Below are 23,005 nucleotides of genomic sequence, written 5' to 3'. Positions count from 1 at the left end.
CGGTCCCCGCGTCTGGCCCGCTCATCGTCGGATCAGGCCTGGCCGAGCTGCGAATCGATATCGACATTGTCCGAGCCGCCCTGTGCCAGCTGGGCCTTTTGCTGCATGTACAGCGCGGCGAAGTCGATCGGCTCGAGCATCAGCGGCGGGAAGTTTCCGTCGCGAACGGTGTCCGCCAGGATCCGGCGGGCGAAGGGAAAGAGGATCCGCGGCGCCTCGACGAGGAGGAAGGCCTCGCGCTGCTGATCGGGCACGTTGGAGAGCGCGAACAGCCCGGCATAGACGAGCTCGACATGAAACGCCGTGCCCTTTTCGAGCTTGGCGCTGACATCCATTTTCAGCATGACCTCCCACACGCCTTCGCCGGCCGCATCGCTGCCGATGTTGAACTGGACGTCTATCTTCGGCGTTTCGTTGGCCTGATAGATTCCCGGCGAGTTCGGGTTTTCGAAGGACAGGTCCTTCACATATTGCGCCAGGATATTCGCGCTGGGCGCGTCTCCGGCGGCGGATTGTTCGGGAGCGACCCCCTGTTCGTCGGCCATAGTCGTGAACCTCACATAATAGACTGGAAAAAGAGCGCATGATCGCGCGCGTTTCGCGATGCCCGCTAGCAGCAGGGCGCAAACAGGGCAATGGTCCGGTCCGCCTTGTCAGGGGAAAGGCGAGGCGGCACTGTGCGGCCATGACCCATCGCACGCTCACTATCGGATTGTTCGCCCTGATCGCAGCCGTTGGCCCGGCGCACGGCCAGAATGGCGATCGATCGCCGCACGACCTGGCGATCGCCGCGGGCTACAAGGCCGCTTTCCTGTGCAGCGGCATCTTCAATGCCGACCAGACGGAGGCCGAGGTCGCGGCCGACGATCTGACCCGCATCTATCCCGCATACCGGTCGCTGATCGACGGCCTGCCGGCCGAAATCGACCGCGAGCGTCAGCGGGTGTCCGTGCGCTTCGCGGATGACATGCCGCCGCGGGTGGCGCAGTGGCGGCCGCATCTGGGCTGCGCCCAACTGCCGACGGGCGCGGATCCCGAGGGCGAAATCCGGCCGCCGGAACTCGCGGTCGAGATTCAGATGGGGGACCCGTCCGGGATCGACGCCTTGCCGTGGCCGCAAGGCGATGCCGGCGCCGTGCATGTGCTGCCGGCCGGCGAGGAAGCCGGGCTGGATGCGATACTCGGTTCGGCGCTGGACCGGATGACCTATGGCGAAGGCACCGAGACCACCGCGGTACTTGTCGTGCGGAACGGCCATATTGTCGGCGAACGCTATCGGACGGGCTATCATATTCACCGGCCGCAACGGACCTGGTCGGTCGCCAAGAGTATCGCGGCCACCGTGATCGGACGCGCCGTCCATCAGGATATCGTCGATCTCGACGCACGGGCGCCTGTGCCCGAATGGCAGACGCCGGGGGATCCGCGCGCGACGATCAACTGGCACCATCTGCTCCATATGAGCAGCGGATTGTGGAGCCCGTTTGCCGGCAACCGGACGGACGACGTGTATTTCGGCGGTCAGCTCGTCACCGATTCGATCCCGGGCCTGCCGCTCGAGGCGGTGCCGGGCACGCGCTGGCGCTATGCCAACAACGATACCCTGCTGGCGATGCGCGCCCTGCGTTCGGCGCTGGGCGATGGGGATCGCGCTCTGGCCTACCCCTTTACCGAACTGCTGTGGCGGATCGGCATGACGCGCACGACGCCGGAAACCGACTGGCAGGGCAATTTCGTCCTTTCGAGCCAGGTCTGGACGACGGCGCGCGATCTGGCGCGGCTGGGCCTGCTGTATCTGAACGACGGCGTCTGGCAGGGCGAACGGCTGCTGCCCGAGGGCTGGTCTGCCTATGTCGCGGCACCGGCGCCGGACCAGCCGATGGGGCGGGGCGGCGTCGGCTATGGCGCGCAATTCTGGCTGTTCGGGCCCGAACAGGGCCTGCCGGCCGGGACCTATGCGGCGATGGGCAATCGCGGCCAATATGTGATGATCGTGCCGGCGCGGAATATCGTGATCGTCCGCCGCGGATTCGATGCCGTGGGAGACGGTTCGCGGTTCGATATCGCCGCTTTCAGCCGCGACATATTGGCGGCTCTCGCCGATTGACGAGGCGAAAAGCGGCGGCGCGGGCCATTCCCTATTTGAAACGCGCTTCGCTGGCGCCTATGTAGGGGCGGCAGTTTTGAGTGGAGGCCTTGTGGTCGAGATTATTCTTCTGGCGATGGTTGCGGTCTTTGTCGGCTTGCGCCTGTTCAGCGTGCTCGGTCAGCGGACCGGGCACGAACAGGAGCCGCGCATGCCGCGGCCGGTAGAGGCGCCACCGAAAATGACGCCGGTTCCGCAAGGCATACCCGACATCGCACCGGCCGCCGAAGCCGAGGCCGACGGCCTCGTGGCGCCCACGGCCTCTGCCGGCATTCGCAAGATTTCGTCCGCCGACTCGTCTTTCGAGATCAATGAGTTCCTGATCGGCGCGCAGGCGGCCTATCGCATGATCCTCGAGGCGTTTTGGAAAGGCGACCGGGACGATCTGTCGCATCTCGTCAGCGACGAGGTCCTCGAATCCTTCAACGCAGCGATCGACGCGCGCGAGGCGGAAGGCCATATTCTCGACAACCGGCTCGTCGCGATCGAGCGGACCCAGGTCGAAAAGGCCGAATTCCAATCGAACACGGCGCGGATCACGCTGCGCTTCGATGCCGATATCGCCGGCGTCACGCGGAACAAGGACGGCGAAGTGATCGCCGGTTCGCTGTCCGACGCGGTGCAGACGCACGACATCTGGACGTTCGCGCGCAACGTGCGCGATGCCGATCCCAATTGGCTGTTGGTCGAAACCGACGAGGCCGCGTGACGATGGGGCGGGGCGCCTGCGCGCTCCTGCTCTCCTTCGCGCTGACCGCCTGCGCCGGGATCATTCCCGCCGCGCCCGAACGGGCCTCGCTGCCCCAGCCCGCAGAGCCTCAGGCTCCGCCTCCCGAGACATCACCGGACGTGCCGGTTAGTGGCAATGCGGCAAGCCAGGGGGTCCGTCCCGGACCTGCCGTGACTTCGCTCGCTATCGAGCGCGACCAGGCGGCGCGGGCATTGGCGGCCTTTCGGATATCCTGCCCGTCGATAGTGAATCGCGAGGAACGGACGGGACTGACCGCTGCGAGCGACTGGATCGAGCCGTGCCGCGCCGCCGAACGCTGGAGCGGCGACGAGACGCGCTTCTTCGCCGAACATTTCCGCGCGATCGAGGTCGGCTCCGGCCAGGCCTTTGCCACCGGCTATTACGAGCCCGAAATTTCCGCCGCGCGCGAACCGCGGAACGGTTACGACTGGCCGGTCTACCGGATGCCCGACGATGTCCCGGAAGCCTGTAGCGGTGACTGCGGCGCGTCGCCGCAATCCTTGACGCGCGCGGCGATCGAGAGTGGCGCGCTCGCCGGCCAGGGTCTCGAGATCGCCTGGGCGCGCGACCTGGTCGATCTCTATTTCCTGCAGGTACAGGGCTCGGGCATTCTGCGCCTGTCCGACGGCGGCACGATGCGGATCGGCTATGCAGGCAACAACGGCTATCCCTATACCAGCATCGGCCGGCTGATGCGCGAACGCGGCCTGCTCGCAAGCGGCCAGACCACCGCGGAGGGTATCGCCGACTGGCTGCGCGAGAATCCGGACCGCGGCCGCGCGATCATGCAGGAAAATGCCCGCTATATCTTCTTCACCGAGGTGAACGGGCCGGGGCCGCTCGGATCGCTCGGCCGGCCGGTCACGCCGCGCGCAACGGTGGCCGCGGATCCCGATTTCGTGCCGCTCGGCGCGCCGGTCTTCCTCGATCTCGAACATGACGTCGCCGACGGGCTTTGGGTCGCGCAGGACACCGGCAGCGCGATCCGGGGTGCGAACCGGTTCGACACCTTCTGGGGCGCCGGCGACGACGCCTTTCGCATCGCCAGCGGCATGGCGAGCCGGGGGCAGGCCTATATCCTGATCCCCACGGCATCCGCCGCAAGGCTGCGCGCCGACTGAGTGGCGAAACGCACGCTCAGCGCGGACGAGCAGGCGCTCTGGGCCAAGGTCATCGAGAGCGTCGAACCGCTCGACAGGAAGCCGAGACCCGGCAATCCGCCGCCTCCCGGCGCCGAGCGATCCGATCTTTCCACGTTCGCGGTTCCGAAACTGCCCGAGCGGAGATCGGTGCCCGGTCCCGGTACGACCCTCGATGCGAGCTGGGACCGCAAACTGACGCGCGGCCGGGCCGAACCCGATTTCACGATCGACCTGCACGGCCACAGCCTCTCGTCGGCCTATGACCGTCTCGACCGCGCGCTCGCCCAGGCGATCGCATCGCATGCGCGCATTGTCCTCCTGATCACCGGCCATGCGCCCAAGGGGGAGGGGCCGGTGACCCGCGGCAAGATTCGCGCGGCGGTCGGAGACTGGCTGGCCGCCTCGCGTCACGCCCCGCACATCGCCGCCGTGCGCGGTGCGCATCCCCGGCACGGCGGACGGGGCGCGCTCTATATCGTCCTACGCCGACGGCGCGGTTAGCCGAGCCGCCGGCGTAGCGCGCTATGGAGACGCGCGCCCAGACCCGGGCCCTGGAGCGGATACAGAAAAGGCTCGATCAGCTCCAATTCAATCAGCAGCAGGTCGCCATCCTCGCCGCGCACCATGTCGACCCGCGCGTAGAGGGGCTGGTCCGCAAGCGAACCGATCACGGCCGTTGCGGCCGCCATATCGCTCGGGTCCGGACGATGGGGAGCTTCGCGGCCGCCATAGGAGGACTGAATCCGGTAATCGCCCGCCGCCGCCGATTTCACCAGCGCGTGCGAAAATCCGCCGTCGACGAAGGCAAAGCTCAGCTCCCCTTCGGTCCGGATAGCGGGAAGGAAAGGTTGCGCCATCATCGGATGCGCCATGGCCGGCACCGGGTCGCCGCGCTTCAGGCGGAACTGGCCCTCGGCATTGGCGCCGACCTGACGCTTGAAGACGATATCGTCACTGTCGAGCGCGTCGAAGGCTGCCCGTGCGTCCGTTTCGCCGGGCACGTCCAGCCATAAAGTCGGGACGGTCCGCACGCCTTTCGATTCCAGGTCGCGCAGATAGGTCTTGCGGCTGTTCCAGCGCACCAGCGCGCATGGATTGAAAAGCCGGGTTTCGCGCTCGATATGCGCGAGGCGCTCGAGAAAGGCGTCGAGCCTGTCCTGATAGTCCCATGTCGATCCGATGAGCGCAGCGTCGAAGTCCGACCAGTCGGTGGTCGTATCGTCCCAGCTCACTGCCGCGATCTCGTTCCCGTGCGATTCGAACGCGTCGGACAGGCAATCGACCATCTGGTCGTGTTCGAATGCGTCCGGCCTGCGATCGGGCGAATCGGACAGGGTCAGCGGGCAGGAGAGATAGGCGATGCGCATCGTCGGCTTGTCTAGCGCAGCGCCCGGCGCAGCACGCCCTCGTAGATATCCGTCAGCTTGTGGACGTCGGCGATCGCGACGGCCTCGTCGAGCTTGTGCATCGTCGCGTTGAGCAGTCCGAATTCGACGATCGGGCACAGGACGTGCAGGAAGCGCGCGTCCGACGTGCCCCCGCCCGTCGACAGTTCGGGCGTCAGACCGGTCGCCTCCTCGATCGACGCGCTCACCAGGTCGGTCAGCGGGCCGGGTTCGGTCAGGAAAGCCTCGCCCGAGACCATCGCCTTGAAACGGGCGCCGGGCGCCTCTTCCTCGACGATCGCCCGGACCTGCTCGACCAGCGCGTCGCCGGTGTGGTGGACGTTGAAGCGGATGTTGAGCCGCAGATGCGCCTCGCCCGGGATGACGTTCGAGGCCGGATTGCCGACATCGACGGTGACGACCTCGAGGTTGGACGGCTGGAACCACTCATCGCCATCGTCGAGATCGAGTTCGTGCAGCCGGGTGCCGATCCGGAACAGCCGCGTGATCGGATTGTCGCCCTCGTGCGGATAGGCGACATGCGCCTGCTTGCCGACGATATCGATCCACATATTGACCGAACCGCGCCGGCCGATCTTGATCGTGTCGCCTAGCCGGTTCTGCGACGTCGGCTCGCCGACGAGGATCATGTCGGGATGGAGCCCGCGCTCTTCCATCCGCGTCATCAGCGCGCGGGTGCCGTGCACCGCCGGGCCTTCCTCGTCGCCGGTGATGATGAAGCTGAGCGTACCGGGCAGGTCGCCGGCGCGCGCCACGGCTGCGACAAAGGCGGCGATCGATCCCTTCATGTCGACCGCGCCGCGGCCGTAGAGCAGGTCGCCCTTTCTCTCGGCCTTGAATGGATCGGTCGTCCAACCCTTGCCTGGCGGCACGACGTCGGTGTGCCCGGCAAAGGCGAAATGCGGGCCGCCCCTTTTGTCCTTCTGGCCGCGGGTCGCGAGCAGGTTGGGCACCGGGCCGTGCGGCGCATCGCCCGAAACCATATGCTCGACTTCGAAGCCGAGCCCTTCCAGCGCCTTGCCCAATAGCGCCTGCGCGCCGCCTTCTTCGGGCGTCACGCTCGGGCACGCGATCAACTCCTTCAGCAGCTCTATCGGCTCGATTGCATCACTCATGGCGGCGGGTGTAACCGGGGCGCACCGCCTTGCCTAGCTGGAGACCGCCATGCCCAAGCTCTATCTCGATACGATCCCGCAGACCAATGCGACCGGCTATCCGCCCGAACATGCCGGCGAGGTGCAGGGCCGCTGGTATCGGAGGCTGGCGCCGGCTGGCGGGTTGGAAGATTTCGGCGTCAGCCATGTCGAGCTGAAGCCCGGGGCGTGGTCGGCCCAGCGGCACTGGCACGAGGCGGAGGACGAGTTCGTGGTCCTGCTGGCGGGCGAGGCGGTGCTCGTCGACGATTCGGGCCGGACGCCGATGCGGCCCGGCGATTGCGCGGCCTTCCCGAAGAATGACGGCAACGGCCATGTACTGATCAACGAGAGCGCCGAGAGCTGTTTCTTTATTGCCGTCGGCAGGCCAGCCGCGAGTGACTGTCACTATCCCGACATCGACATGCACCTGGAAAATGGCCGCGGATTCTGCCGCAAGGACGGGCGCGATTTCGACTGGGGCTAGGCTTCGTCTATTCGGGCGCTTCCTCGAACTGTTCGATCGTCCAGGGTTCGTCCTGCGCCGCCTCGATCCATTCACGCACCCAGCTGTGGCCGAGCACGGCTTGCACATAACCCTGCGCGAAGGGCGGCAGCTTGACCGAATAGGTAATCAGCCGCGTGCAGACCGGCGCGTACATGATGTCGGTCGCGCAGAAATCGCCGAACAGGAAGGGGTTCTCCCCGCCGTAACGCGCCCGGGCCTGCGCCCATATTTCGAGGATCCGTCCGAGTTCCGAAACGACCTCGCCGCTGAACGGGCGGGGCGGGAATATCTTCCGGACGTTCATCGGCATGTCGCGGCGCAAATTGGGAAAGCTCGAATGCATTTCGGCCGCCATCGACCGCGCCATGCCGCGCGCGCCCTCGTCCTTCGGCCAGAACCGGTCGCGCCCGACCTTGTCGGCCAGCCAGTCGATGATGGCGAGGCTGTCCCAGACGACCGTATCGCCGTCCCAGAGCACCGGCACCTTGCCCGATGACGCCGCAAATTCGTTGCCCTCGCGCCGCTTTTCCCATTCCTCGTTGTACAAGGGGACGGTGACTTCCTCGAACGATACGCCCGATTGTTTGAGCGCCAGCCAACCGCGCATCGACCAGGACGAATAGGCCTTGTTGCCGATGATCAGTTTCATGCGTCGCCTTTCCCGGGTCCGAGCGTGTCAGCCGATGGCTTGGATAACGGCTTTGCGCAGTTCGTCCACACCCAATCCTGTTTCGCTGGACGTTGCGAGAATGTCCGGATGGGCGGCGGCGTGGCCCTTGGCCTGTTCGGCGAGCGTCGCCGTCGTCGCGGCGAGGGCCTTGTCCTTCAGCTTGTCGGACTTGGTCAGCACGATCCGGTAGCTGACCGCCGCCTCGTCGAGCATCTCCATCAGTTCGCGGTCGATATCCTTCAAGCCCCGGCGCGCGTCTACGAGAAGGAGCGTGCGCTTGAGGGTCGGGCGCCCGCGCAGGAAATCGTTGATCAGGTGCCGCCAGCGCTTGGCGACCTGCGGCGGCGCCTTGGCGAAGCCGTAACCGGGCATGTCGACGAGCCGGAATTGCGGCGGATCGCCGACCTCGAAGAAATTCAGCTCCTGCGTCCGGCCCGGCGTATTCGACGCGCGCGCCAGCCCCTTGCGGTTGGTCAGCGCGTTCAGGAGCGTCGACTTGCCGACATTGGAGCGCCCGGCAAAGGCGACCTCCGGCAAATCGGCATCGGGCAGGAACTCGAGGCTCGGCGCCGATTTCAGGAAGTCGATCGGCCCGGAAAAGGTTTTCCGCGCCATTTCCTCCAAGGCGGCCTGGTCGGTCATTCCTTTGCCATCTTGGCTTGCTCTTTGAGACGCGGATCGCGGCTGTAGAGCCATTTCTGCTGGGCGATGGTGAGGATGTTCGACGTCACCCAGTAGAGTTGCAGGCCCGCCGCGAAGGGCGCCATGATGACCATGAACACCCAGGGCATGATGCCGAAGATCTTCTGCTGCATCGGGTCCATCTGCGCCGGGTTCAGCTTGAACTGCAGCCACATGGTGATGCCGAGCAGGATCGGGAGAATGCCGATCGCGAGCCAGCTCGGCGGCGTGAAGGCGAGCAGCCCGAACAGGTTGACCGGGGTCAGCGGATCGGGCGCCGACAGGTCCTGCAGCCAGAGCGCGAACGGTTCATGCCGCATTTCGACCGAGAGCATCAGCACCTTGTAGAGCGCGTAGAAGATCGGAATCTGCAGGAAGATCGGCAGGCAGCCGGCCAGCGGATTGACCTTCTCGCGCTGGTAGAGCGCGAGCACCTCCTGCTGCATCTTCGGCTTGTCGTCCTTGTAGCGGTCCTGGATCTCCTTCATCTTCGGCTGGACGGCGCGCATCCCGGCCATCGAGGAGAATTGCTTCTGGGCGATGGGGAACATCAGCCCGCGCACGACGAAGGTCATCAGGATGATCGCGACGCCGAAATTGCCGACCGTCATGAACAGCCAGTGGAGCAGGTAGAAGATCGGCAGTTCGAACCAGTAGAACCAGCCCCAGTCGATCGCGAGGTCGATCTGGTTGAGGCCGCGCTCCGCTTCATAGCGTTCGAGCAGCAGCGTTTCCTTCGCGCCCGCGAAAAAGCTGGTGCTGCCGGTGATGGCGCGGCCCGCCGGTACGACGGCCGGTGCGCTGGTGAACACCGCCTGATAGCGATCGCCGCTCAGCGGAACGAACGCCGCGTCGACGGTGTCGCCCGCGCCGGGGACGAGTGCCGTCAGCCAGTATTTGTCGTTGAAGCCGAGCCAGCCGTCGGAGACGCTGAAGCGCTCGCCTTGCGTTCCGGCATCGCGCACATCGTCGAAATCGATATGGTTGAGATCGTCGGCCCAGAAGCCGGCAGGGCCGGTGTGGATGAGCCAGGTGTCGGGATCGGGCGATTCGCCGGTACGGGTGATCAACGCATAGCTGCGGGCGCTGACCGGACCGTCGCCGACATTCGAAATACGCTGATCCACCGAGAACAGGAAATTCGCGTCGACCTCGAGGATGATCTCGAACAGCTGGCCGGTGTCGTTGCGCCACTGCATCGTGACCGGGCTGCCCGGCGCCAGCGTCTCGCCATCGGCCTGCCACAGCGTGTCGCCGTCGGGGGCTTCGATATCCTCGCTCGCCCAGCCGAAATGGGCATAGTTGGCGGCTTCCACGCCTTCGGGCGTGAGTAGCCGGATCGGCGGAGAATTGTCCTCTATCGTCTGGCGATAGTCGAGGAGCACGAGATCGTCGATCCGCGCGCCGCGCAGGTTGATCGAGCCTTCGAGACGCGGGGTTTCGATGACGATCCGGTCGCCGCGCGATTCGGTGAGCACGTCGGAGAGTTCGCGCAGCGCGGCCGGGGAATCGGGCGCCGGATCGGCTTCGGCATTGGGCAGGACGACCTGTTCGCCGTCGACGAATTCGGTCGACGGTTCGGTCGCGGTCGGCGCGATCTGCTCCGACAGGAAACTCCAGCCAATCAAAACCAGCGCCGAAAGCACGATCGCCATGATCATGTTGCGCGAACTATCCACCGCAATTCCCCATTCTTCTCAATCTCGTATTATGGGACCGGATCGTGACCCGACCCGCCCCAGGGATGGCAGCGCAAGATTCGCCGAAGGGCGAGCCAGCTGCCTTTGAATGCTCCATAGCGCGACCAGGCCGTGATCGCATAGGCCGAACATGACGGTTGATACCGACAGGTCGGCGGCAGGATCGCCGACGGACCGATCTGCCAGAGCCGGGCAAGGCCGATAAACAGTTTCGCGATCATGATCGTATGCGGTCGAGTGCGGTGGACAACTCGCCGCGCAGCGAATCGAAATCGCGCTCGACGCCGCCCTTGCGGCCGATCAGCACATGATCGGCTCCGGCTATGCCCTGTGTCGGAAGGATGTCCCGGCCCAGCGCCCGGAACCGCCGCTTCATGCGGTTGCGAACGACCGCCCCGCCGATCTTCTTGGTTACGGTAATGCCGAGCCGGATGGCATCGTCGCCGTCTTCGCGCTCGCGGACCAGCAGGACGAATCCGGGCGTGACCGCGCGCTTGCCGCCATTAGCGGCGAGAAAATCGCGTCTTTTCGTTAGCGTCGCCACACGGGGCGCAGACACCGCGCTTAGGCGGACAGCTTCTTGCGGCCCTTGGCGCGGCGCGCACGCAATACGTTGCGGCCGCCGACCGTCGCCTTGCGGGCCCGAAAACCATGTCGCCGCTTGCGCACGAGATTGCTCGGCTGGAAGGTGCGCTTCATCGCTCATTTCCTCAAAAACTGGAACAAAAAGGGCCGCGCCTTGCGGGCGGCCTCAAATCTGGTCGTCGTGCTAGTCGAAGAGTCCGTCAAAGTCAATCAGGGCCGCGGTTTTCGCGCTTCCGGCGGATCCGCCGGAGCGTGCTCTTGCGGCGCATGGCCCAGTCGACCCATTCGCCCTTTTTCGGATGCCGGTTCTTGAGCCGCGCATAGTAGCGCCGGACGATTGCGGAATTCTTGAGCATCAGCGCGAAACCGATCGCGAAAACGAACACGCCGCCGGGCCCGGGCAGCAGTCCGACAATCGGCGCCGAAATGACGAGAATAGCGCCGAACACCGTCAGTACGAAACGGATACCGGCGCGTTTGTCAGGCTGTTTGGCGATGACGTCGTTGTCCACAAATCTCAACTGGGTACGCCGCGGCCATAGGGCAAGATGTGTGACGGAATGAGGGCAGGGCCTCGACTCTTGCGATGGGTCGTGCAAAAAAGAGAACAAACAGGGAATATAGGGAGGTTTGGGTATGGTCGCTCACGTCGCGACGACCGCCTATCTGGGTCTCGAGGCGCGCGCCGTGGAAGCGCAGGTCCAGATCGCGCCTGGCGTGCCCGCCTTCAACCTGGTCGGCCTTCCCGACAAGGCGGTGGCCGAAAGCCGCGAGCGGGTGCGCGCGGCGATCTCCGCGATCGGGCTCGCGCTTCCGCCCAAGCGGATCACGATCAATCTCTCGCCCGCCGACCTCCCCAAGGAAGGATCGCATTACGACCTGCCGATCGCGCTCGGGCTGCTCGGCGCAATGGGTGTGATCGATGCGGAAACGCTCGCCGGCTATGTCGTGGTCGGCGAGCTCGGGCTCGACGGGCGGGTCGCCCCGTCGCCCGGCGTGCTGCTCGCCGCGCTCAACGCCTCGTCGCGCGATCTGGGGCTGGTCTGCCCCGAGGCGCAAGGTCCCGAAGCGGCCTGGGCCGGCGATGTCGAGGTGATCGGCGCGCCCGACCTTCTCGCGCTGCTCAACCATTTCAAGGGCACAAGCCAGCTTCCCGCGCCGTCGCCGGGCGATGTCGAGGAGCCGGTCGCGGGTCCGGATCTCGCCCAGGTCAAGGGCCAGGAGACAGCCAAGCGCGCGCTCGAGACCGCGGCGGCGGGCGGGCACAACCTGCTGATGTCGGGGCCGCCCGGATCGGGCAAGTCGCTGATGGCGGCCTGCCTGCCCGGCATCCTGCCCGAACTGACGGCCGCCGAGGCGCTGGAGGTTTCGATGGTCGCGAGCGTCGCGGGAACGCTCGAAGGCGGCAAGCTCGCGCGGAACCGGCCCTATCGCGCGCCGCATCACTCGGCCTCGATGGCGGCCTTGGTCGGCGGCGGGCTCAAGGTGCGGCCGGGCGAAGTCAGCCTTGCGCATCTCGGCGTGCTGTTCCTCGACGAACTGCCGGAATTCCAGCGACCGGTCCTCGATTCGCTGCGCCAGCCGCTCGAGACGGGGACCGTGTCGATCGCCCGCGCCAACGCCCATGTCAGCTTTCCTGCCCGCGTCCAGCTTGTCGCGGCGATGAACCCGTGCCGCTGCGGCCATCTCGGCGATCCGGCGCTCGCCTGTTCGCGCGCGCCCAAATGCGCGGCCGACTATCAGGCGAAGATTTCGGGACCGCTGCTCGACCGGATCGACCTCCATGTCGACGTCCAGGCCGTGTCCGCGGCTGATCTCACGCTTCCGCCGCCGGCCGAAGGATCGGCCGATGTCGCCAGAAGGGTCGCGGCGGCGCGCGCGATCCAGACCGCGCGCTATGCCGACGAACCGGTCCGCACCAATTGCGAGGCGGACGGCGAACTGCTCGACCGCGTCGCGACCCCGGACGAAGCCGGCCGGACATTGCTCGCCCAGGCCGCCGAGGCGATGCGGCTGACCGCGCGCGGCTATTCGCGCGTGCTGCGGGTGGCCCGCACGATCGCCGATCTGGCGGGCGCCGAGGCGGTCGGCAGGGTGCATGTTGCCGAGGCGCTCAGCTACCGCCGCCAGCCGCCGCGCAACTGACGGCGATGGCGAACGCCGGCCCGGATTGTTAAGCGTGTGCGATATCGCGTGATTTCCGGGAGAGTGGCGATGGGCAAATCCAGTTCGGGCAAGACGGAATCTGCGTCTCCGTCAAAGGCTGATATCTATTATATCGAGAAGGCGGACGAGGTTGCCGCGCTGATTTCGGCGAAGCGGCAGCCGATCATCGATTTGCTTGCCGCACAAGGGCCGCTGGCGGCGCGGGAGATCGCCGCGGGACTGGGCATGAAAACGTCGGCAATCTATCATCATCTTCACAAGCTGGCCGAAGTCGGGCTGGTGCGCGAAACGGGTGCGCGCACGACCAGCCGGCGCTCCGAAAAGCTCTACGACACGCCCGCCGTTGCCATGCGCCTGGGCATTTCGCTCGACGATGGCGAACAGGTCGAAACATGGCGCAAGCTGCATCTGGCGCAAAGCCGCCAGACCGACCGGGACTTTCTGGACGCGTTGGAAAGCGGCGGCGGCACGGGCGAGGGCTCCGAACGCAATCTGCGAACCTATCGCGTGGTCGGTGCGCCGTCGCCGGCGGATTTGCGCCGGATCAACGCGCTGCTCGAAGAGGCGCTGGAGATCATGTGGAACAGCGCCGGTGCCGATGCACGGCCGATTGCCCTGACCTGCGTCTTGGCGCCCATCGCATCCGGATGATTGCGGCTCCGCCTAATCGGCCATTGGTCGAAACAGATTGACGGTCCGTCCCTTCCTGCTGGCTCATTCCGTCTTATTCAATTTTATTGTACATATTGAATAAAAGAAGGGGTGATGGACTATGTGGACTCTCGTTCTGGCTGCGGTTGCCGCCGTTGGGCAAATACCGGGTGGGGATACGCCCTATGAGTCGATAACCGGCGACGAGCTGGCGGCGCTGATCGAAACGATGGCGAGCGACGATTTCGAGGGCCGTGAATCGGGCACTCCGGGCGGCGTGCGCACGACGGAATTTCTGCGACGAGAATTTGCGGCGCGCGGAGCCGCCCCGGGTGTCAACGGATCCTATTTCCAGCCCGTCCCGTTGGTGCGCGTGACGCGCGACGATCCGGGCAGCCTGGCGATAGACACCGCGGGAGGCCGCATCGCGTTCGATCCTTCGGACGATTTCTTCGTCTTCCCGATGCGCGCAAGGGGGCCGGCCCGCATCGCAGACGCGCCGCTGGCCTTTGTGGGATATGGGGTCATCGCACCCGAACATGGATGGGACGATTATGCGGGTGTCGATGTCGAGGGCGCCGTCGTTGTCGTGCTGCGCGGCGAACCGTCGCGCGAGGGCGATGACGGCTTTTTCGGCGGTCGCGAGCTTACGGAACATTATCAGCTTGATACCAAATATCGCCGCGCGGCCGAGCAGGGCGCGGTCGGTGTCCTGCTGGTCCATAGCGAGGCGAGTGCGGGCTGGCCCTGGACGCTGCTGTCGACGGGCGCGAGCGCCCGGAGCCAGATGTTCCTGCGCGACGTCTCGGGCGATCCCGAAGTCGCGTTGACCGCGCAAATAACCGAACCGGCCGCGGAGCGGCTGTTCGAAGCGCTTGGCCATGATTTCAGTGCGATGCGAGATACGGCGGCCAATGCACCGGCCTCCGCGGTGCTCGGCGGTACGGCATCGATGGCGTATCGCGGGCGGTCCGAAGAGGTGGCAAGCAACAACGTCGTGGCGATGACAAGAGGCCGCGAAGCGCCGCAGGAATGCGTCATCTACACGGCCCATTGGGACCATGTCGGCATCAATCCCGATCTTGAGGGCGACCAGATCCACAATGGCGCTGTCGACAACGCGACCGGCACGGCCGGCCTGCTCGAAATCGCGCAGGCCTATGCGATGATGGATCCAGCGCCGCGCCGTTCGGTGTATTTCGTCGCGACGGCCGCGGAGGAGAAGGGCCTGCTGGGTGCCGAATATCTGGCGCAGAACCCGCCATGCGCGCCGGCCGACATCGTGGCAGTCCTGAATATGGACTCGCATTTTCCCTTCGGTCCGCAGCCGGCGATGACGATCGTCGGTCTCGGATATACCGAGATCGACGCCGTCTTCGCGCGGGCGGCCGGCCGTATCGGGCGCGTGCTCCAGGACGACTCCAACCCGGAAGTCGGCGCCTTCTTCCGTAACGACGCCTATGCTTTTGCCGAACGCGGGATCCCGTCCATCTTCGCCGTGGGCGCCCCGATCGTCGCGGAACTCTCCGAGGACAGCGAGATCTATCGGCGCTATGGCGATTACGTCGCCAGCCGCTACCATCAGCCCGCCGACGAATATGATCGCGACACATGGCAGATGGAGGGCATGATCGAGGATTTCCGAATCCATTTCGATGCCGGAAGAATGCTTGCGAACGATACGCGCTTTCCGAATTTCCGGTTCGATCTGCCATATCGGCGGATCAGGGATGCGATGCGCGGGCAAAGCGAGGCAGAGTGACAGGTGAACGGGGCGCGCCGCTTGCGGCCCGCCCGAGCCGTTGCGCAACGGAATCGTCCGGCCGGCATGACTTGCATCACAGCCGGTTTTCCCGGAATGTGCTCTTGTTCGGCGCAAGGCCGGAGGGGCGCATGAAATTCAGGGAAGGGAATTTTCATGGAATGGATGTTCTTGCCGCTCAGGCGGTATGCGGAGTTCGGGGGGCGATCGCGGCGGATGGAATATTGGATGTTCTTCGTCCTGCAGTTCCTGATCGGTATCGTATTTCAGGTGCTTATCTTCGCCGTTGGCGGCGGGGCGATGCTCGCGGCGGGCGGCGATCCGACGAGCCTGATGGCGGTCGGCGGCGCGTTGACGGTCATCCTGATCCTGATGCTGCTCGTATCGCTCGCGCTGTTGATCCCCGGAATCGCGGTCACCGTGCGCCGGCTCCACGACACCAACCGGACGGGCTGGTGGATACTCGCGCCTTTAAGCGGCTACATCCTGGCGTTCCTGGGCGCCGCGATGGAGTCCAGCGCGATTTCGCTGATCGGCCTGCTGGCCGTTTTCGGGCTCGGCATCACCCTGCTCGTCTTCATGTTTCTCGATGGAACGCCCGGGCCGAACCGCTATGGCGAGGACCCGAAAGGCCGCGGAACCGCCGCAGCATTTGCGTGACGGGAAGGGAGCCGCTTGCGGAGTGCCGAGCGCTCCGCTAATCGGCTCCCCCTACCGCGGGCCTCTGTGGCGGAATTGGTAGACGCGCTCGACTCAAAATCGAGTTCCTTCGGGAGTGCCGGTTCGACTCCGGCCAGAGGTACCACCGGCCCCTTTCTCCTGTCCTACAGACCGGTGCGCATGATAGAATCATGTGCGCGCCCAAAAGCGCGGGAAAGGAGACAAGAGCGGCACGATTCGTTTTCTCCGCGGGAAAGGAGGCAGCGGTTTGCCCCGACCCGTGTCAACCAGTGTCAACCGGGCGGGAACCTGACGGCGTTGCCGGTCGAGCCGCTGCCGCTAGAATCCGAGATCGCGGAACGTCTGCTGGTCGAAGCGGAGGCGGAAGGTCACATAGGGGCCGTCGCGCGTGTAGCGTGCCGCTTCGAAGTCGCGATCCTCGAAGCCGGTTATGTTGTAACCCACGGAAATCCATGTGTTTTCGATCGGGCTGATGCCGACATTGGGCCCGACGGACCAGGTCCAGGCGCGGCCGCCATTGCCCTCGCGCACGCTGGCCGAGGCGCCGATGTCGATCGTTGCGGAAAGGTCGAACCGCGCATCGGCGCCGAACAGATTGCTCCAGCCTTCGACATCCGCTGTCCCGAATCGGTCCGACACGTAGCGCGTGCCCCAGAAGAAGGTGAACTCGCTGCGGTCGAGCCAGTCCTCGCCGCCGAACGTTCCGAGGCTCGATCCGGTCGGCGAATAGTTGAGCGAGAAGCTGTTGACGATCCGGCGCGATTGCTGGTCGCCGGTGACGATCAGGGGCGCGCTGCCGACGGGCCCGGGCTGCCCGGCGACCGCGTTGGCGATTTCGTCGCTCCTGAGCTCGAGCTTGTTGAGGAACGACCAGTCGCTGTACGCCGGGCGGTGCGCGATCGAGATTTCGAGCGAGGTGATCTCGCTGGTCGCGCCGCCCTGCTGCTCGGCCCGCAGCCATGAAAAGGCGCCGCCGACCGCGCTGCCTTCGCCGATCTGGCGCAGCAGCGAGGTCGTCAGGCCGTAGCGGTTTTCGCGTTCGCCGTCGCGATATTCGGCGCGCCCGGCCCAGCTCCAGCGCTCGCCGCGATAGGTCGCCCCCATCGTAACGGCGGCGAAATCCTCGGTCAGCACCGGGTTCGTACCGTTGCCGACGAAACCGCCGCTGGCGACGGGCTGCGCCGGATTGAGAACGGTGTCCGGATCGATGCCGCCATCGAGCGTTTCGTTGCCGTCGAGCGAGAAATCGAGCGACCAATGCTCGTCGAGCACGAGCGACTGGGTGAAACCATAGGCCGCGAAGGTGCGCGGGCCGTATTCGGTGATGTCCTGCTGGTTGCCGGCGAGCGAGATCCGCGCGCCCGACCAAGGCTGGAGATCGAAACCGGCCCGCGCCGTGCGCGCGTCGACGGTATCGCCATCGGCGATCTCGTAGCCGCCGACCAGGGTCAGCCATTCGGTCGCCGCGAAGCGCGCGGTGAACTGGTGCCGGGCCGGGAAGTCGACGCTCTCCGCATCGTCGAGCGCGAATTCGGTCTGTGCGTCGAGCGTCAGCCGGTCGCCGAAGAAGCTCTGGGTCGCGCCGAGTTGCAGCAGCGTCGATTCGAGCGTCGAACCGTCGCTGAGCTCGTCATTGCTGTAGATGATGCCGACGCGTCCGTCGGTCGTGTCGCCCTGATATTCCAGCATGGCCTGGCCGGCGATGCGGCGGGCGCCCGTCGTCAGAAAATCCTCGTGCCAGCCACTGGCGGCGAGCGACAGCCGTTCGCCGATCCGCACGCGTCCGTCGAAACCGAATTTGCGCGTGCCGCGTTCGGCGCCGCTGAGCTGCCCCACGCCGAAATCGGCCTGCTGCTCGCGCGCATAGGCGAGGATGTCGAAATCGGAACTGTGATGCTCGGCCTCGACGAGCCAGGCCGTCGCCGTGCGGGGATCGTCCGCCGTCGCCGCCGCGCTGACGCCGGGATCGGTGTCGCTTGCCGCCAGTTCGGCGCGGACCTCGGTCGAATCATTCGGCCGCCAGCGAATGTCGACCGCGCCCATATTGGTTTGGCGCAGATTGTCGTCGTCGCGGATCGCCGTGACGCCGATGCGCAGGCGCTGGTCCGCGGTACTCCAGGTGAAACGGCCACCGGCATTGACCCGGCGCGCCGCGACGCCATCGACCTCATACTCGACGACGATAAACTGCGGATTGAGCGCGGAATCGCGGCTGAGGATCGGTTCGCGGAACCGGATCGTGCCGTCGAAATAGTTGATATCGTAATCGATGTGGCGAACCAGTTGCTGGCTCGACAGGATGATGTTGGACCGCAGCCGGCCGCGCACCTCGATCGTGACCCGCTCGCTGTTGGCCAGCAGCTGGGTGCTGCCGATCGCATAGGGGCCGGTCAGTCCGTTGCCCTGGATCTCGACGCGGCGGAACCGGTGCGGCGTGTCCGCCACGAAGGCCGTGGCCGACACGCGCTCGTTGCGGAACTCGGCCCGTACGCCGTTGAAGCTGCGATTGTAGCGCGCGAGCTGCGTTTCGTTGAAATTCGTCTCATAGTCGCCGAACATCGCGTAGAATTGCGGCCGTTCGAGCCGGAGATAGAGACGGCGCACACTGGCCGCGTCGAACCGCCGCTCGGACCGGTCGGCATAGATCGTGTAATACTGATTGGGATCGATGATGCCCTGGAAGCGCGTTTCGTCGCGCTCGGCATCGCTGTCATAGGCCAAGGTCATCAGCCAGCTGCCGGTCACGCGCCCGCGGGCGTAGAGGGCGACCCGGGCGTCGGTGTACCAGGTCTCCTCGTCCGCGCCGATTTCCTCCAGATTGCGATCCAGATGGTTGAAGCCCAGCGTGCCGGCGGCAAAACCGACGATCGTCCACGGCCGGTCGCCCGGCTCCAGCCAGGTCTCGACGCTCTGCTCATGCGTCACTTCGCCGTCGCGGAAGGGGAAGGTGACCGAAAGGGTGCCGCTGACCGTCGTCGGCTCGAGCTCGATATAGGCGATGCCTTCATCGCCCTCCACGCGCCAGACCGGCGCCGCCCGCTCGAGCCCCGCCAGCTGGCGCGCCTGCTGTGCGTCGGCCTCCACCGCTGGAAAATACGGGGAGGGGACTTCGAAATCGCCGGTCAGGCCGTGATGGACCGGCTGTCCGTCGCGATCCGTCAGCCGAACGGCGATCAGCGGCCGGGACACCCCGTCGGCGATCAGGCGGGAGCGATCGCGCAGCAGTTCGGCGCGGATCGGCGCATTGCCGAAATGGACGGTGCGTGTCAGCGTCTCGACGACGCCGCCGTTCGCATCGAGCACCTCCGCGACGAGCCGGTTGGCGCGCGGTTCGATGCCGACGCCGCGCCACTGGCTGATCGACACCGTGTTGGCCGGATTGGTCCGCAGGCCTTCGAACGCGATCGGCGCGACGGGCGCGCCGTTGAGCGACAGTCGCACTGTCTGACCAGGCAGATGCTTGATGGCGACGCGGATGACGCGCGTGCGCGGATTATGATCCGCAGCCGGGAATATCCACCCGATGCCCGGTTCCTGGCCGACCAGCCAGTCGCGCTCGGCGCCGGCCGCTTCGGCGTCGGACAGCGGTTCGGGCCGTTCGGCGATGGTCTGCGATGCAGCTGGCGCTTCGCGAGGTTCGACGGCACGCACCCGGAAATCGGCCCGATACAGGCCACCGCCCTGGCCCTCGACGAAGCGCGAAAAGGCCCGCCCGGCCGAGCGGGTGTTGCGCGCACAGTCGACGGCGGCCCGGTCGAGCGGCAGCGTCGATTCGTCCATCTGGACGACGTGCAGCCCGGGCATCACGGCCTCGAAATGGTATCGTCCGTCTTCGTCGGTGACGGAGTAGCTGCCGTCTTCCAGCATGACGCGAACACCGGGCACGCCCGCGGCGGTCCGCGGATCGACGCCGCATCCGCCGTCGACGATCCGGCCGATGATCGTCATCCGGCTTGCGATCGTCTCGCGCGTGATCCGGATCGATGCTTCGGCGATATTGCTGATCTGGCCGCGATCGTCGCGCACGCGGGCGCTGTTCGTCGCATCGCCGGCGGCCGCTTGCGGCAGCACTTCGGTGATATAGGTCAAGGTCGCCGACGCGCCGGCCGCAAGCCTTTCCATTTCGACGGAGAATTGGCGTCCATCGGGGCTGATATCGACGCCGCTCGCGATCTGCTCGCCGTTCAGCCGGAGCGAGTCCGGCCGCAACCTGAGCTGCGACGGCAGCTCGTCGTTGATGATCAGCGGGCGCGTGGGACGGCTGGGATCGGCACTGCTGACGCGAATGCTGAACAATATGGGATCGCCGGGCACGGCGAGCTGGCGCGAGGCGGCCTTTTCGATCAGCAATGGCGCGGTCGGGCGGTCGAGCGGCACATCGACTTCGATCGAGGAAACGCCCCCCAGGGCGAAGGCGTCGCCGAACGACCCCGTGACGATGTCGTAGGGATCGCCCCTGGAATCGACAAAAGCCGCCAATTCCTGGGGCGTCGCTATCGATATGTCGGTATAGGGATCCGGTGGCTCGACGATCAGCCTGTATCGTCCTGGCGACACGACCGGGAAGAAGTAATCGCCGGGGCCGGGTGTGTAGGAGAAGCCGCGACTGTCCGAAACCGGCTCGCCCGATACCACCGTCGACGGATATGACGAAACGCCGTCATTGCCGAATATCTCTGCCGGTTGCCCGGTTGCCGCGTCGACCAGTGTCACCCGGGCACCGTTCACCGGATCGCCGGTTTCGCTGTCGAATACCGTGGATCCGAAGCTTTCGAGAATTTGAACGGCCAGTTCGCCGAGTTCCCGTACGCCGTTTTCGCTGGTCGGAAAAATCGTCAGCTCCGAGCCGGGAACGACCGAAAGTTCGCAATTTTCGGGGATCGGATCGGGCGGGACGGCGACCGTGAAAATGAACCCGGCAAAGGCGCCGCTGTCCGGCTCCGTTTCGGTCAGGATCAGGCGCTCCCGATCGTTTTCAGGCGTTTCTATAATGATCTCATAGGTTTCGATCGTATCGGGATCGGTGTTCGCCGTCGGGTAGGTGACGATGAAGACCAGCGGCTCCCCGGGGCGGATTTCGGATGCCGGTGTCGGATCGACGCCGAGGCCGGCATATGCGCCGCCGAGCGGTGGCGAGTTGTACGGCGGTGTGGCGACGCAGCTCGTTCCGGCCAAGACGATCCGGTTGCCGCCTCCTCCGCCGGGGCCGAAATGGAACAATCCAATTTCCGGGGGTGGCCCATCGACAGGCTCGACGACGATATCGACGCTGTTGGACGGCTCGCGCCGACGGCCGCCATTCTCGTCCCATTCGGCATAGGCAATATTGCTGATCTTTTGCGCATGCGCGGCGCTCGCCGCCGGCGACCAAAGCGCAGCGAACAGTGCAAAAACCATTGCACATGCCGAGAGGACCGGATGACGCATCGAATGCGAGCTTTGGGTCGCCGGATCGAGACCGGCGGCCTTGCTCTTCCTGCTAGTCTATCGTTGCCCGGAAGGTCACGATCTCGGTCGCCCCCGCCGATACGGTGCCGATCGTCGCCGATACGGTGCCCGCGGCAAAGGAACCGCCCGCCGCCCCGCCGCTGTTGTCGCAGCTCGTCAGGACGTCGTCGGCCGGGTTGCCGGGCGTACTGTTATCGTCGATCGTCGCGGTTCCGCCGATCACGATCGACGAAGCGACGAAGGTGGTGTTGGCGGGCAGCGTGTCCGAAATCGCCACATTGGTGGCGTCCGCGCCGCCCGCTGCGTTGGTCACGGCGATACAGTATTCGACCGTGGCACCAGGAATATTATAGAATTCAGTGGCTCCGGCGATCGGATAGTTTGCGCCGAGGATCGTGCTGCCCTTGAGCGCGCTCAGCGCCGCGGCCTGCACCGTATAGTCGTCGTCGTCGAATGAGATGCCGTCGAAAACGCCGTCGGCGTCCGCGAAAACGGTATCCTCGCCGGCCGTGTCGCCGCCGGTCGTTTCGGTGATCGCGGCGCCTTCGGCACCGGTCACGCCGTCATTGCCTTCGCGCGCCGCACCCGTTAGCGTGACGTCGGCGACATCGCCGGTCGCACGCCCGAGCGGGATGTCGGAAACGATGAAGACGCGGCGGGTTTCGTCGCGGCCCATTTCGTCGAGATAACCGACAACCGGAGAGTCTGCGGCGATATCGAAAACGCCGTCATTGTTAACGTCGACATAGATTTCGACATTGCCCACGTCGAAATTGTCGGTGCCTCCATGAGCGGCCGCGCCGCCTGCGAGCTGCGAAGCCGTTAGCCGGATATCGATGATATCGTTCGACGAATTGGTGACCAAGAAGGTGGCTATCGCATCCTGCTGACCCGGTGAGACGGACGTCGTCGCGTTGCCCTCTTCGGCCACCACGATGTTGATTTTGCGATCGACGACAAACGAGTCCGAAGCGGTCACGGAGTCCTGGCCGACGCCGCCCACTTCATAGTTTACGGTGACCGAGTTTGTGATGCTCGACCCGGCGGCGGTGCCTTCCGCTAATGCAGGGCTGGCGGCCAGGGCCGCTAGCGTCACACCGCTGACAGAGACGAGATATTTCGTCATGCGTTTCATTATCTTGGTCCTAATTCTGTCATCTTCAGCACCTTTCACCCCCCCGGTCCGCTGGCGCTGTTTGGCGGTTTCATTTGCGGCTATCTGACGACCCCGCGAAATCTGAGTTGGCCGGATGCGCCGGCCGGGATCGGTTCGGTCAGCGTCCAGCGAATATGGGTGACGTCGACAGCCTGAGCGTCGCGTTCGATCCCGCCTTCGCTCGCGACGCGAAGATCGGCGAGCGCGTCGAACGTCGTTCCGCCATCGACCGAATAGACGGCGCCGGCATCGATCGCTTCGACGAAGGCGACGGCGTCCGGCATCGGGTTGGTCACGACGAAATTCTCGGCCGGTTCGGCGCCGGTGTTTTCATAGGTGAGGACGAAGACAAGGCTGTCGCCCGGAACGGCGCGGGTCGGCTCCTCCAGCGTCACAGTGACGCTGCCGTCTGCCTGTTC

The 23,005-nt window shown here is 65.6% G+C and carries 22 protein-coding genes and 1 tRNA gene; 10 read left to right on the top strand and 13 right to left on the bottom strand.

All coding sequences use genetic code 11. From position 1 onward, the window contains the following. Positions 1–32: 32 nt before the first annotated feature. Positions 33–545, bottom strand: coding sequence for a protein-export chaperone SecB (secB, locus tag ACTS1X_RS11325; protein ID WP_442614500.1), 513 nt, complete (start codon positions 543–545; stop codon positions 33–35). Between the two features lie 140 nt (positions 546–685). Here secB and ACTS1X_RS11320 point away from each other — a divergent pair, with 140 nt between their 5' ends. The 4 genes from ACTS1X_RS11320 to ACTS1X_RS11305 all read left to right on the top strand — a co-directional run bounded on the left by ACTS1X_RS11320 (position 686) and on the right by ACTS1X_RS11305 (position 4,540). Further along, complete coding sequence (locus tag ACTS1X_RS11320; RefSeq protein WP_442614499.1) at positions 686–2,107, top strand: serine hydrolase domain-containing protein; 1,422 nt, start codon at positions 686–688, stop codon at positions 2,105–2,107. Between the two features lie 91 nt (positions 2,108–2,198). Next, positions 2,199–2,855, top strand: a complete 657-nt coding sequence (locus tag ACTS1X_RS11315) for a Tim44/TimA family putative adaptor protein (RefSeq protein ID WP_442614498.1) — start codon at positions 2,199–2,201, stop codon at positions 2,853–2,855. Positions 2,856–2,857: 2 nt separating this feature from the next. After that, a complete protein-coding gene (gene mltA, locus ACTS1X_RS11310) occupies positions 2,858–4,018 on the top strand; it encodes a murein transglycosylase A (RefSeq protein WP_442614516.1) in 1,161 nt (386 codons plus the stop codon). Next, positions 4,019–4,540 carry a Smr/MutS family protein gene (locus ACTS1X_RS11305; RefSeq protein WP_442614497.1) on the top strand — a complete coding sequence of 174 codons (522 nt, stop codon included), beginning with the start codon at positions 4,019–4,021 and terminating at the stop codon, positions 4,538–4,540. It abuts the gene before it with no gap. Here the strand turns inward: ACTS1X_RS11305 and ACTS1X_RS11300 are convergent. Continuing rightward, positions 4,537–5,406: an ATP-grasp domain-containing protein gene (locus ACTS1X_RS11300; protein ID WP_442614496.1), complete on the bottom strand. Its 870-nt coding sequence runs from the start codon at positions 5,404–5,406 to the stop codon at positions 4,537–4,539. The genes ACTS1X_RS11305 and ACTS1X_RS11300 overlap by 4 nt on opposite strands. An 11-nt stretch (positions 5,407–5,417) precedes the next feature. After that, positions 5,418–6,560, bottom strand: a complete 1,143-nt coding sequence (dapE, locus tag ACTS1X_RS11295; RefSeq protein WP_442614495.1) for a succinyl-diaminopimelate desuccinylase — start codon at positions 6,558–6,560, stop codon at positions 5,418–5,420. Positions 6,561–6,609: 49 nt separating this feature from the next. On the opposite strand from dapE, the gene ACTS1X_RS11290 reads away from it, so the two are divergent. Then, entirely contained in the window at positions 6,610–7,065 is a 456-nt protein-coding gene (locus ACTS1X_RS11290) for a cupin domain-containing protein (RefSeq protein ID WP_442614494.1), read from the top strand. A 7-nt stretch (positions 7,066–7,072) separates the two neighbouring features. Here the strand turns inward: ACTS1X_RS11290 and ACTS1X_RS11285 are convergent, their stop codons facing one another. The 7 genes from ACTS1X_RS11285 to ACTS1X_RS11255 all read right to left on the bottom strand — a co-directional run bounded on the left by ACTS1X_RS11285 (position 7,073) and on the right by ACTS1X_RS11255 (position 11,234). Next, complete coding sequence (locus ACTS1X_RS11285; RefSeq protein WP_442614493.1) at positions 7,073–7,735, bottom strand: glutathione S-transferase family protein; 663 nt, start codon at positions 7,733–7,735, stop codon at positions 7,073–7,075. 27 nt (positions 7,736–7,762) lie between these two features. Then, positions 7,763–8,398 (bottom strand): ribosome biogenesis GTP-binding protein YihA/YsxC, encoded by a 636-nt coding sequence (yihA, locus tag ACTS1X_RS11280; protein ID WP_442614492.1) that lies wholly within the window; start codon positions 8,396–8,398, stop codon positions 7,763–7,765. Continuing rightward, positions 8,395–10,116, bottom strand: coding sequence for a membrane protein insertase YidC (gene yidC / locus ACTS1X_RS11275; RefSeq protein WP_442614491.1), 1,722 nt, complete (start codon positions 10,114–10,116; stop codon positions 8,395–8,397). Before yidC ends, yihA begins: the two co-directional genes overlap by 4 nt. A gap of 29 nt (positions 10,117–10,145) precedes the next feature. Next, on the bottom strand, positions 10,146–10,358 hold the full coding sequence (gene yidD, locus ACTS1X_RS11270) for a membrane protein insertion efficiency factor YidD (RefSeq protein WP_176868724.1): 213 nt from the start codon (positions 10,356–10,358) through the stop codon (positions 10,146–10,148). Next, entirely contained in the window at positions 10,355–10,681 is a 327-nt protein-coding gene (gene rnpA / locus ACTS1X_RS11265; protein WP_442614490.1) for a ribonuclease P protein component, read from the bottom strand. Before rnpA ends, yidD begins: the two co-directional genes overlap by 4 nt. Before the next feature lie 20 nt (positions 10,682–10,701). Beyond that, complete coding sequence (gene rpmH, locus ACTS1X_RS11260) at positions 10,702–10,836, bottom strand: 50S ribosomal protein L34 (RefSeq protein WP_176874774.1); 135 nt, start codon at positions 10,834–10,836, stop codon at positions 10,702–10,704. Positions 10,837–10,928: 92 nt separating this feature from the next. Further along, positions 10,929–11,234, bottom strand: coding sequence for a hypothetical protein (locus ACTS1X_RS11255; protein WP_442614489.1), 306 nt, complete (start codon positions 11,232–11,234; stop codon positions 10,929–10,931). A 124-nt stretch (positions 11,235–11,358) separates the two neighbouring features. On the opposite strand from ACTS1X_RS11255, the gene ACTS1X_RS11250 reads away from it, so the two are divergent. From ACTS1X_RS11250 to ACTS1X_RS11230, 5 genes are all read left to right on the top strand, one after another. After that, complete coding sequence (locus tag ACTS1X_RS11250) at positions 11,359–12,867, top strand: YifB family Mg chelatase-like AAA ATPase (RefSeq protein ID WP_442614488.1); 1,509 nt, start codon at positions 11,359–11,361, stop codon at positions 12,865–12,867. 69 nt (positions 12,868–12,936) lie between these two features. Then, on the top strand, positions 12,937–13,539 hold the full coding sequence (locus ACTS1X_RS11245; protein ID WP_442614487.1) for a helix-turn-helix domain-containing protein: 603 nt from the start codon (positions 12,937–12,939) through the stop codon (positions 13,537–13,539). A gap of 121 nt (positions 13,540–13,660) precedes the next feature. Continuing rightward, positions 13,661–15,301 (top strand): M28 family peptidase, encoded by a 1,641-nt coding sequence (locus ACTS1X_RS11240; RefSeq protein WP_442614486.1) that lies wholly within the window; start codon positions 13,661–13,663, stop codon positions 15,299–15,301. A gap of 156 nt (positions 15,302–15,457) precedes the next feature. Next, complete coding sequence (locus ACTS1X_RS11235; protein ID WP_442614485.1) at positions 15,458–15,961, top strand: DUF805 domain-containing protein; 504 nt, start codon at positions 15,458–15,460, stop codon at positions 15,959–15,961. Between the two features lie 60 nt (positions 15,962–16,021). Continuing rightward, positions 16,022–16,106, top strand: a tRNA-Leu gene (locus ACTS1X_RS11230). Positions 16,107–16,300: 194 nt separating this feature from the next. On the opposite strand, the gene ACTS1X_RS11225 is transcribed toward ACTS1X_RS11230, so the two are convergent. From ACTS1X_RS11225 to ACTS1X_RS11215, 3 genes are all read right to left on the bottom strand, one after another. Further along, the gene (locus tag ACTS1X_RS11225; protein WP_442614484.1) at positions 16,301–21,379 is read right to left on the bottom strand and encodes a hypothetical protein; all 5,079 of its coding nucleotides are present in this window, start codon (positions 21,377–21,379) and stop codon (positions 16,301–16,303) included. Positions 21,380–21,461: 82 nt separating this feature from the next. After that, positions 21,462–22,556 carry a hypothetical protein gene (locus ACTS1X_RS11220; RefSeq protein WP_442614483.1) on the bottom strand — a complete coding sequence of 365 codons (1,095 nt, stop codon included), beginning with the start codon at positions 22,554–22,556 and terminating at the stop codon, positions 21,462–21,464. Positions 22,557–22,645: 89 nt separating this feature from the next. Continuing rightward, positions 22,646–23,005: hypothetical protein (locus tag ACTS1X_RS11215; protein ID WP_442614482.1), on the bottom strand; the 360-nt coding region annotated here is incomplete at its 5' end.

Origin of the sequence: Parasphingopyxis sp., from assembly GCF_052168275.1 — a bacterium.
Lineage (GTDB): Bacteria > Pseudomonadota > Alphaproteobacteria > Sphingomonadales > Sphingomonadaceae > Parasphingopyxis.
Note: the sequence above shows the minus strand (reverse complement) of the source record. Positions and strands in the feature narration are given on the sequence as shown.

Coding starts and splice junctions, on each gene's coding strand:
- secB (WP_442614500.1), bottom strand. CDS start 545: ATGGCCGACGAACAGGGGGTCGCTCCCGAACAATCCGCCGCCGGAGAC.
- ACTS1X_RS11320 (WP_442614499.1), top strand. CDS start 686: ATGACCCATCGCACGCTCACTATCGGATTGTTCGCCCTGATCGCAGCC.
- mltA (WP_442614516.1), top strand. CDS start 2,858: ATGGGGCGGGGCGCCTGCGCGCTCCTGCTCTCCTTCGCGCTGACCGCC.
- ACTS1X_RS11300 (WP_442614496.1), bottom strand. CDS start 5,406: ATGCGCATCGCCTATCTCTCCTGCCCGCTGACCCTGTCCGATTCGCCC.
- dapE (WP_442614495.1), bottom strand. CDS start 6,560: ATGAGTGATGCAATCGAGCCGATAGAGCTGCTGAAGGAGTTGATCGCG.
- ACTS1X_RS11290 (WP_442614494.1), top strand. CDS start 6,610: ATGCCCAAGCTCTATCTCGATACGATCCCGCAGACCAATGCGACCGGC.
- ACTS1X_RS11285 (WP_442614493.1), bottom strand. CDS start 7,735: ATGAAACTGATCATCGGCAACAAGGCCTATTCGTCCTGGTCGATGCGC.
- yihA (WP_442614492.1), bottom strand. CDS start 8,398: ATGACCGACCAGGCCGCCTTGGAGGAAATGGCGCGGAAAACCTTTTCC.
- yidD (WP_176868724.1), bottom strand. CDS start 10,358: ATGATCGCGAAACTGTTTATCGGCCTTGCCCGGCTCTGGCAGATCGGT.
- rpmH (WP_176874774.1), bottom strand. CDS start 10,836: ATGAAGCGCACCTTCCAGCCGAGCAATCTCGTGCGCAAGCGGCGACAT.
- ACTS1X_RS11250 (WP_442614488.1), top strand. CDS start 11,359: ATGGTCGCTCACGTCGCGACGACCGCCTATCTGGGTCTCGAGGCGCGC.
- ACTS1X_RS11245 (WP_442614487.1), top strand. CDS start 12,937: ATGGGCAAATCCAGTTCGGGCAAGACGGAATCTGCGTCTCCGTCAAAG.
- ACTS1X_RS11240 (WP_442614486.1), top strand. CDS start 13,661: ATGTGGACTCTCGTTCTGGCTGCGGTTGCCGCCGTTGGGCAAATACCG.
- ACTS1X_RS11235 (WP_442614485.1), top strand. CDS start 15,458: ATGGAATGGATGTTCTTGCCGCTCAGGCGGTATGCGGAGTTCGGGGGG.
- ACTS1X_RS11225 (WP_442614484.1), bottom strand. CDS start 21,379: ATGGTTTTTGCACTGTTCGCTGCGCTTTGGTCGCCGGCGGCGAGCGCC.
- ACTS1X_RS11220 (WP_442614483.1), bottom strand. CDS start 22,556: ATGACGAAATATCTCGTCTCTGTCAGCGGTGTGACGCTAGCGGCCCTG.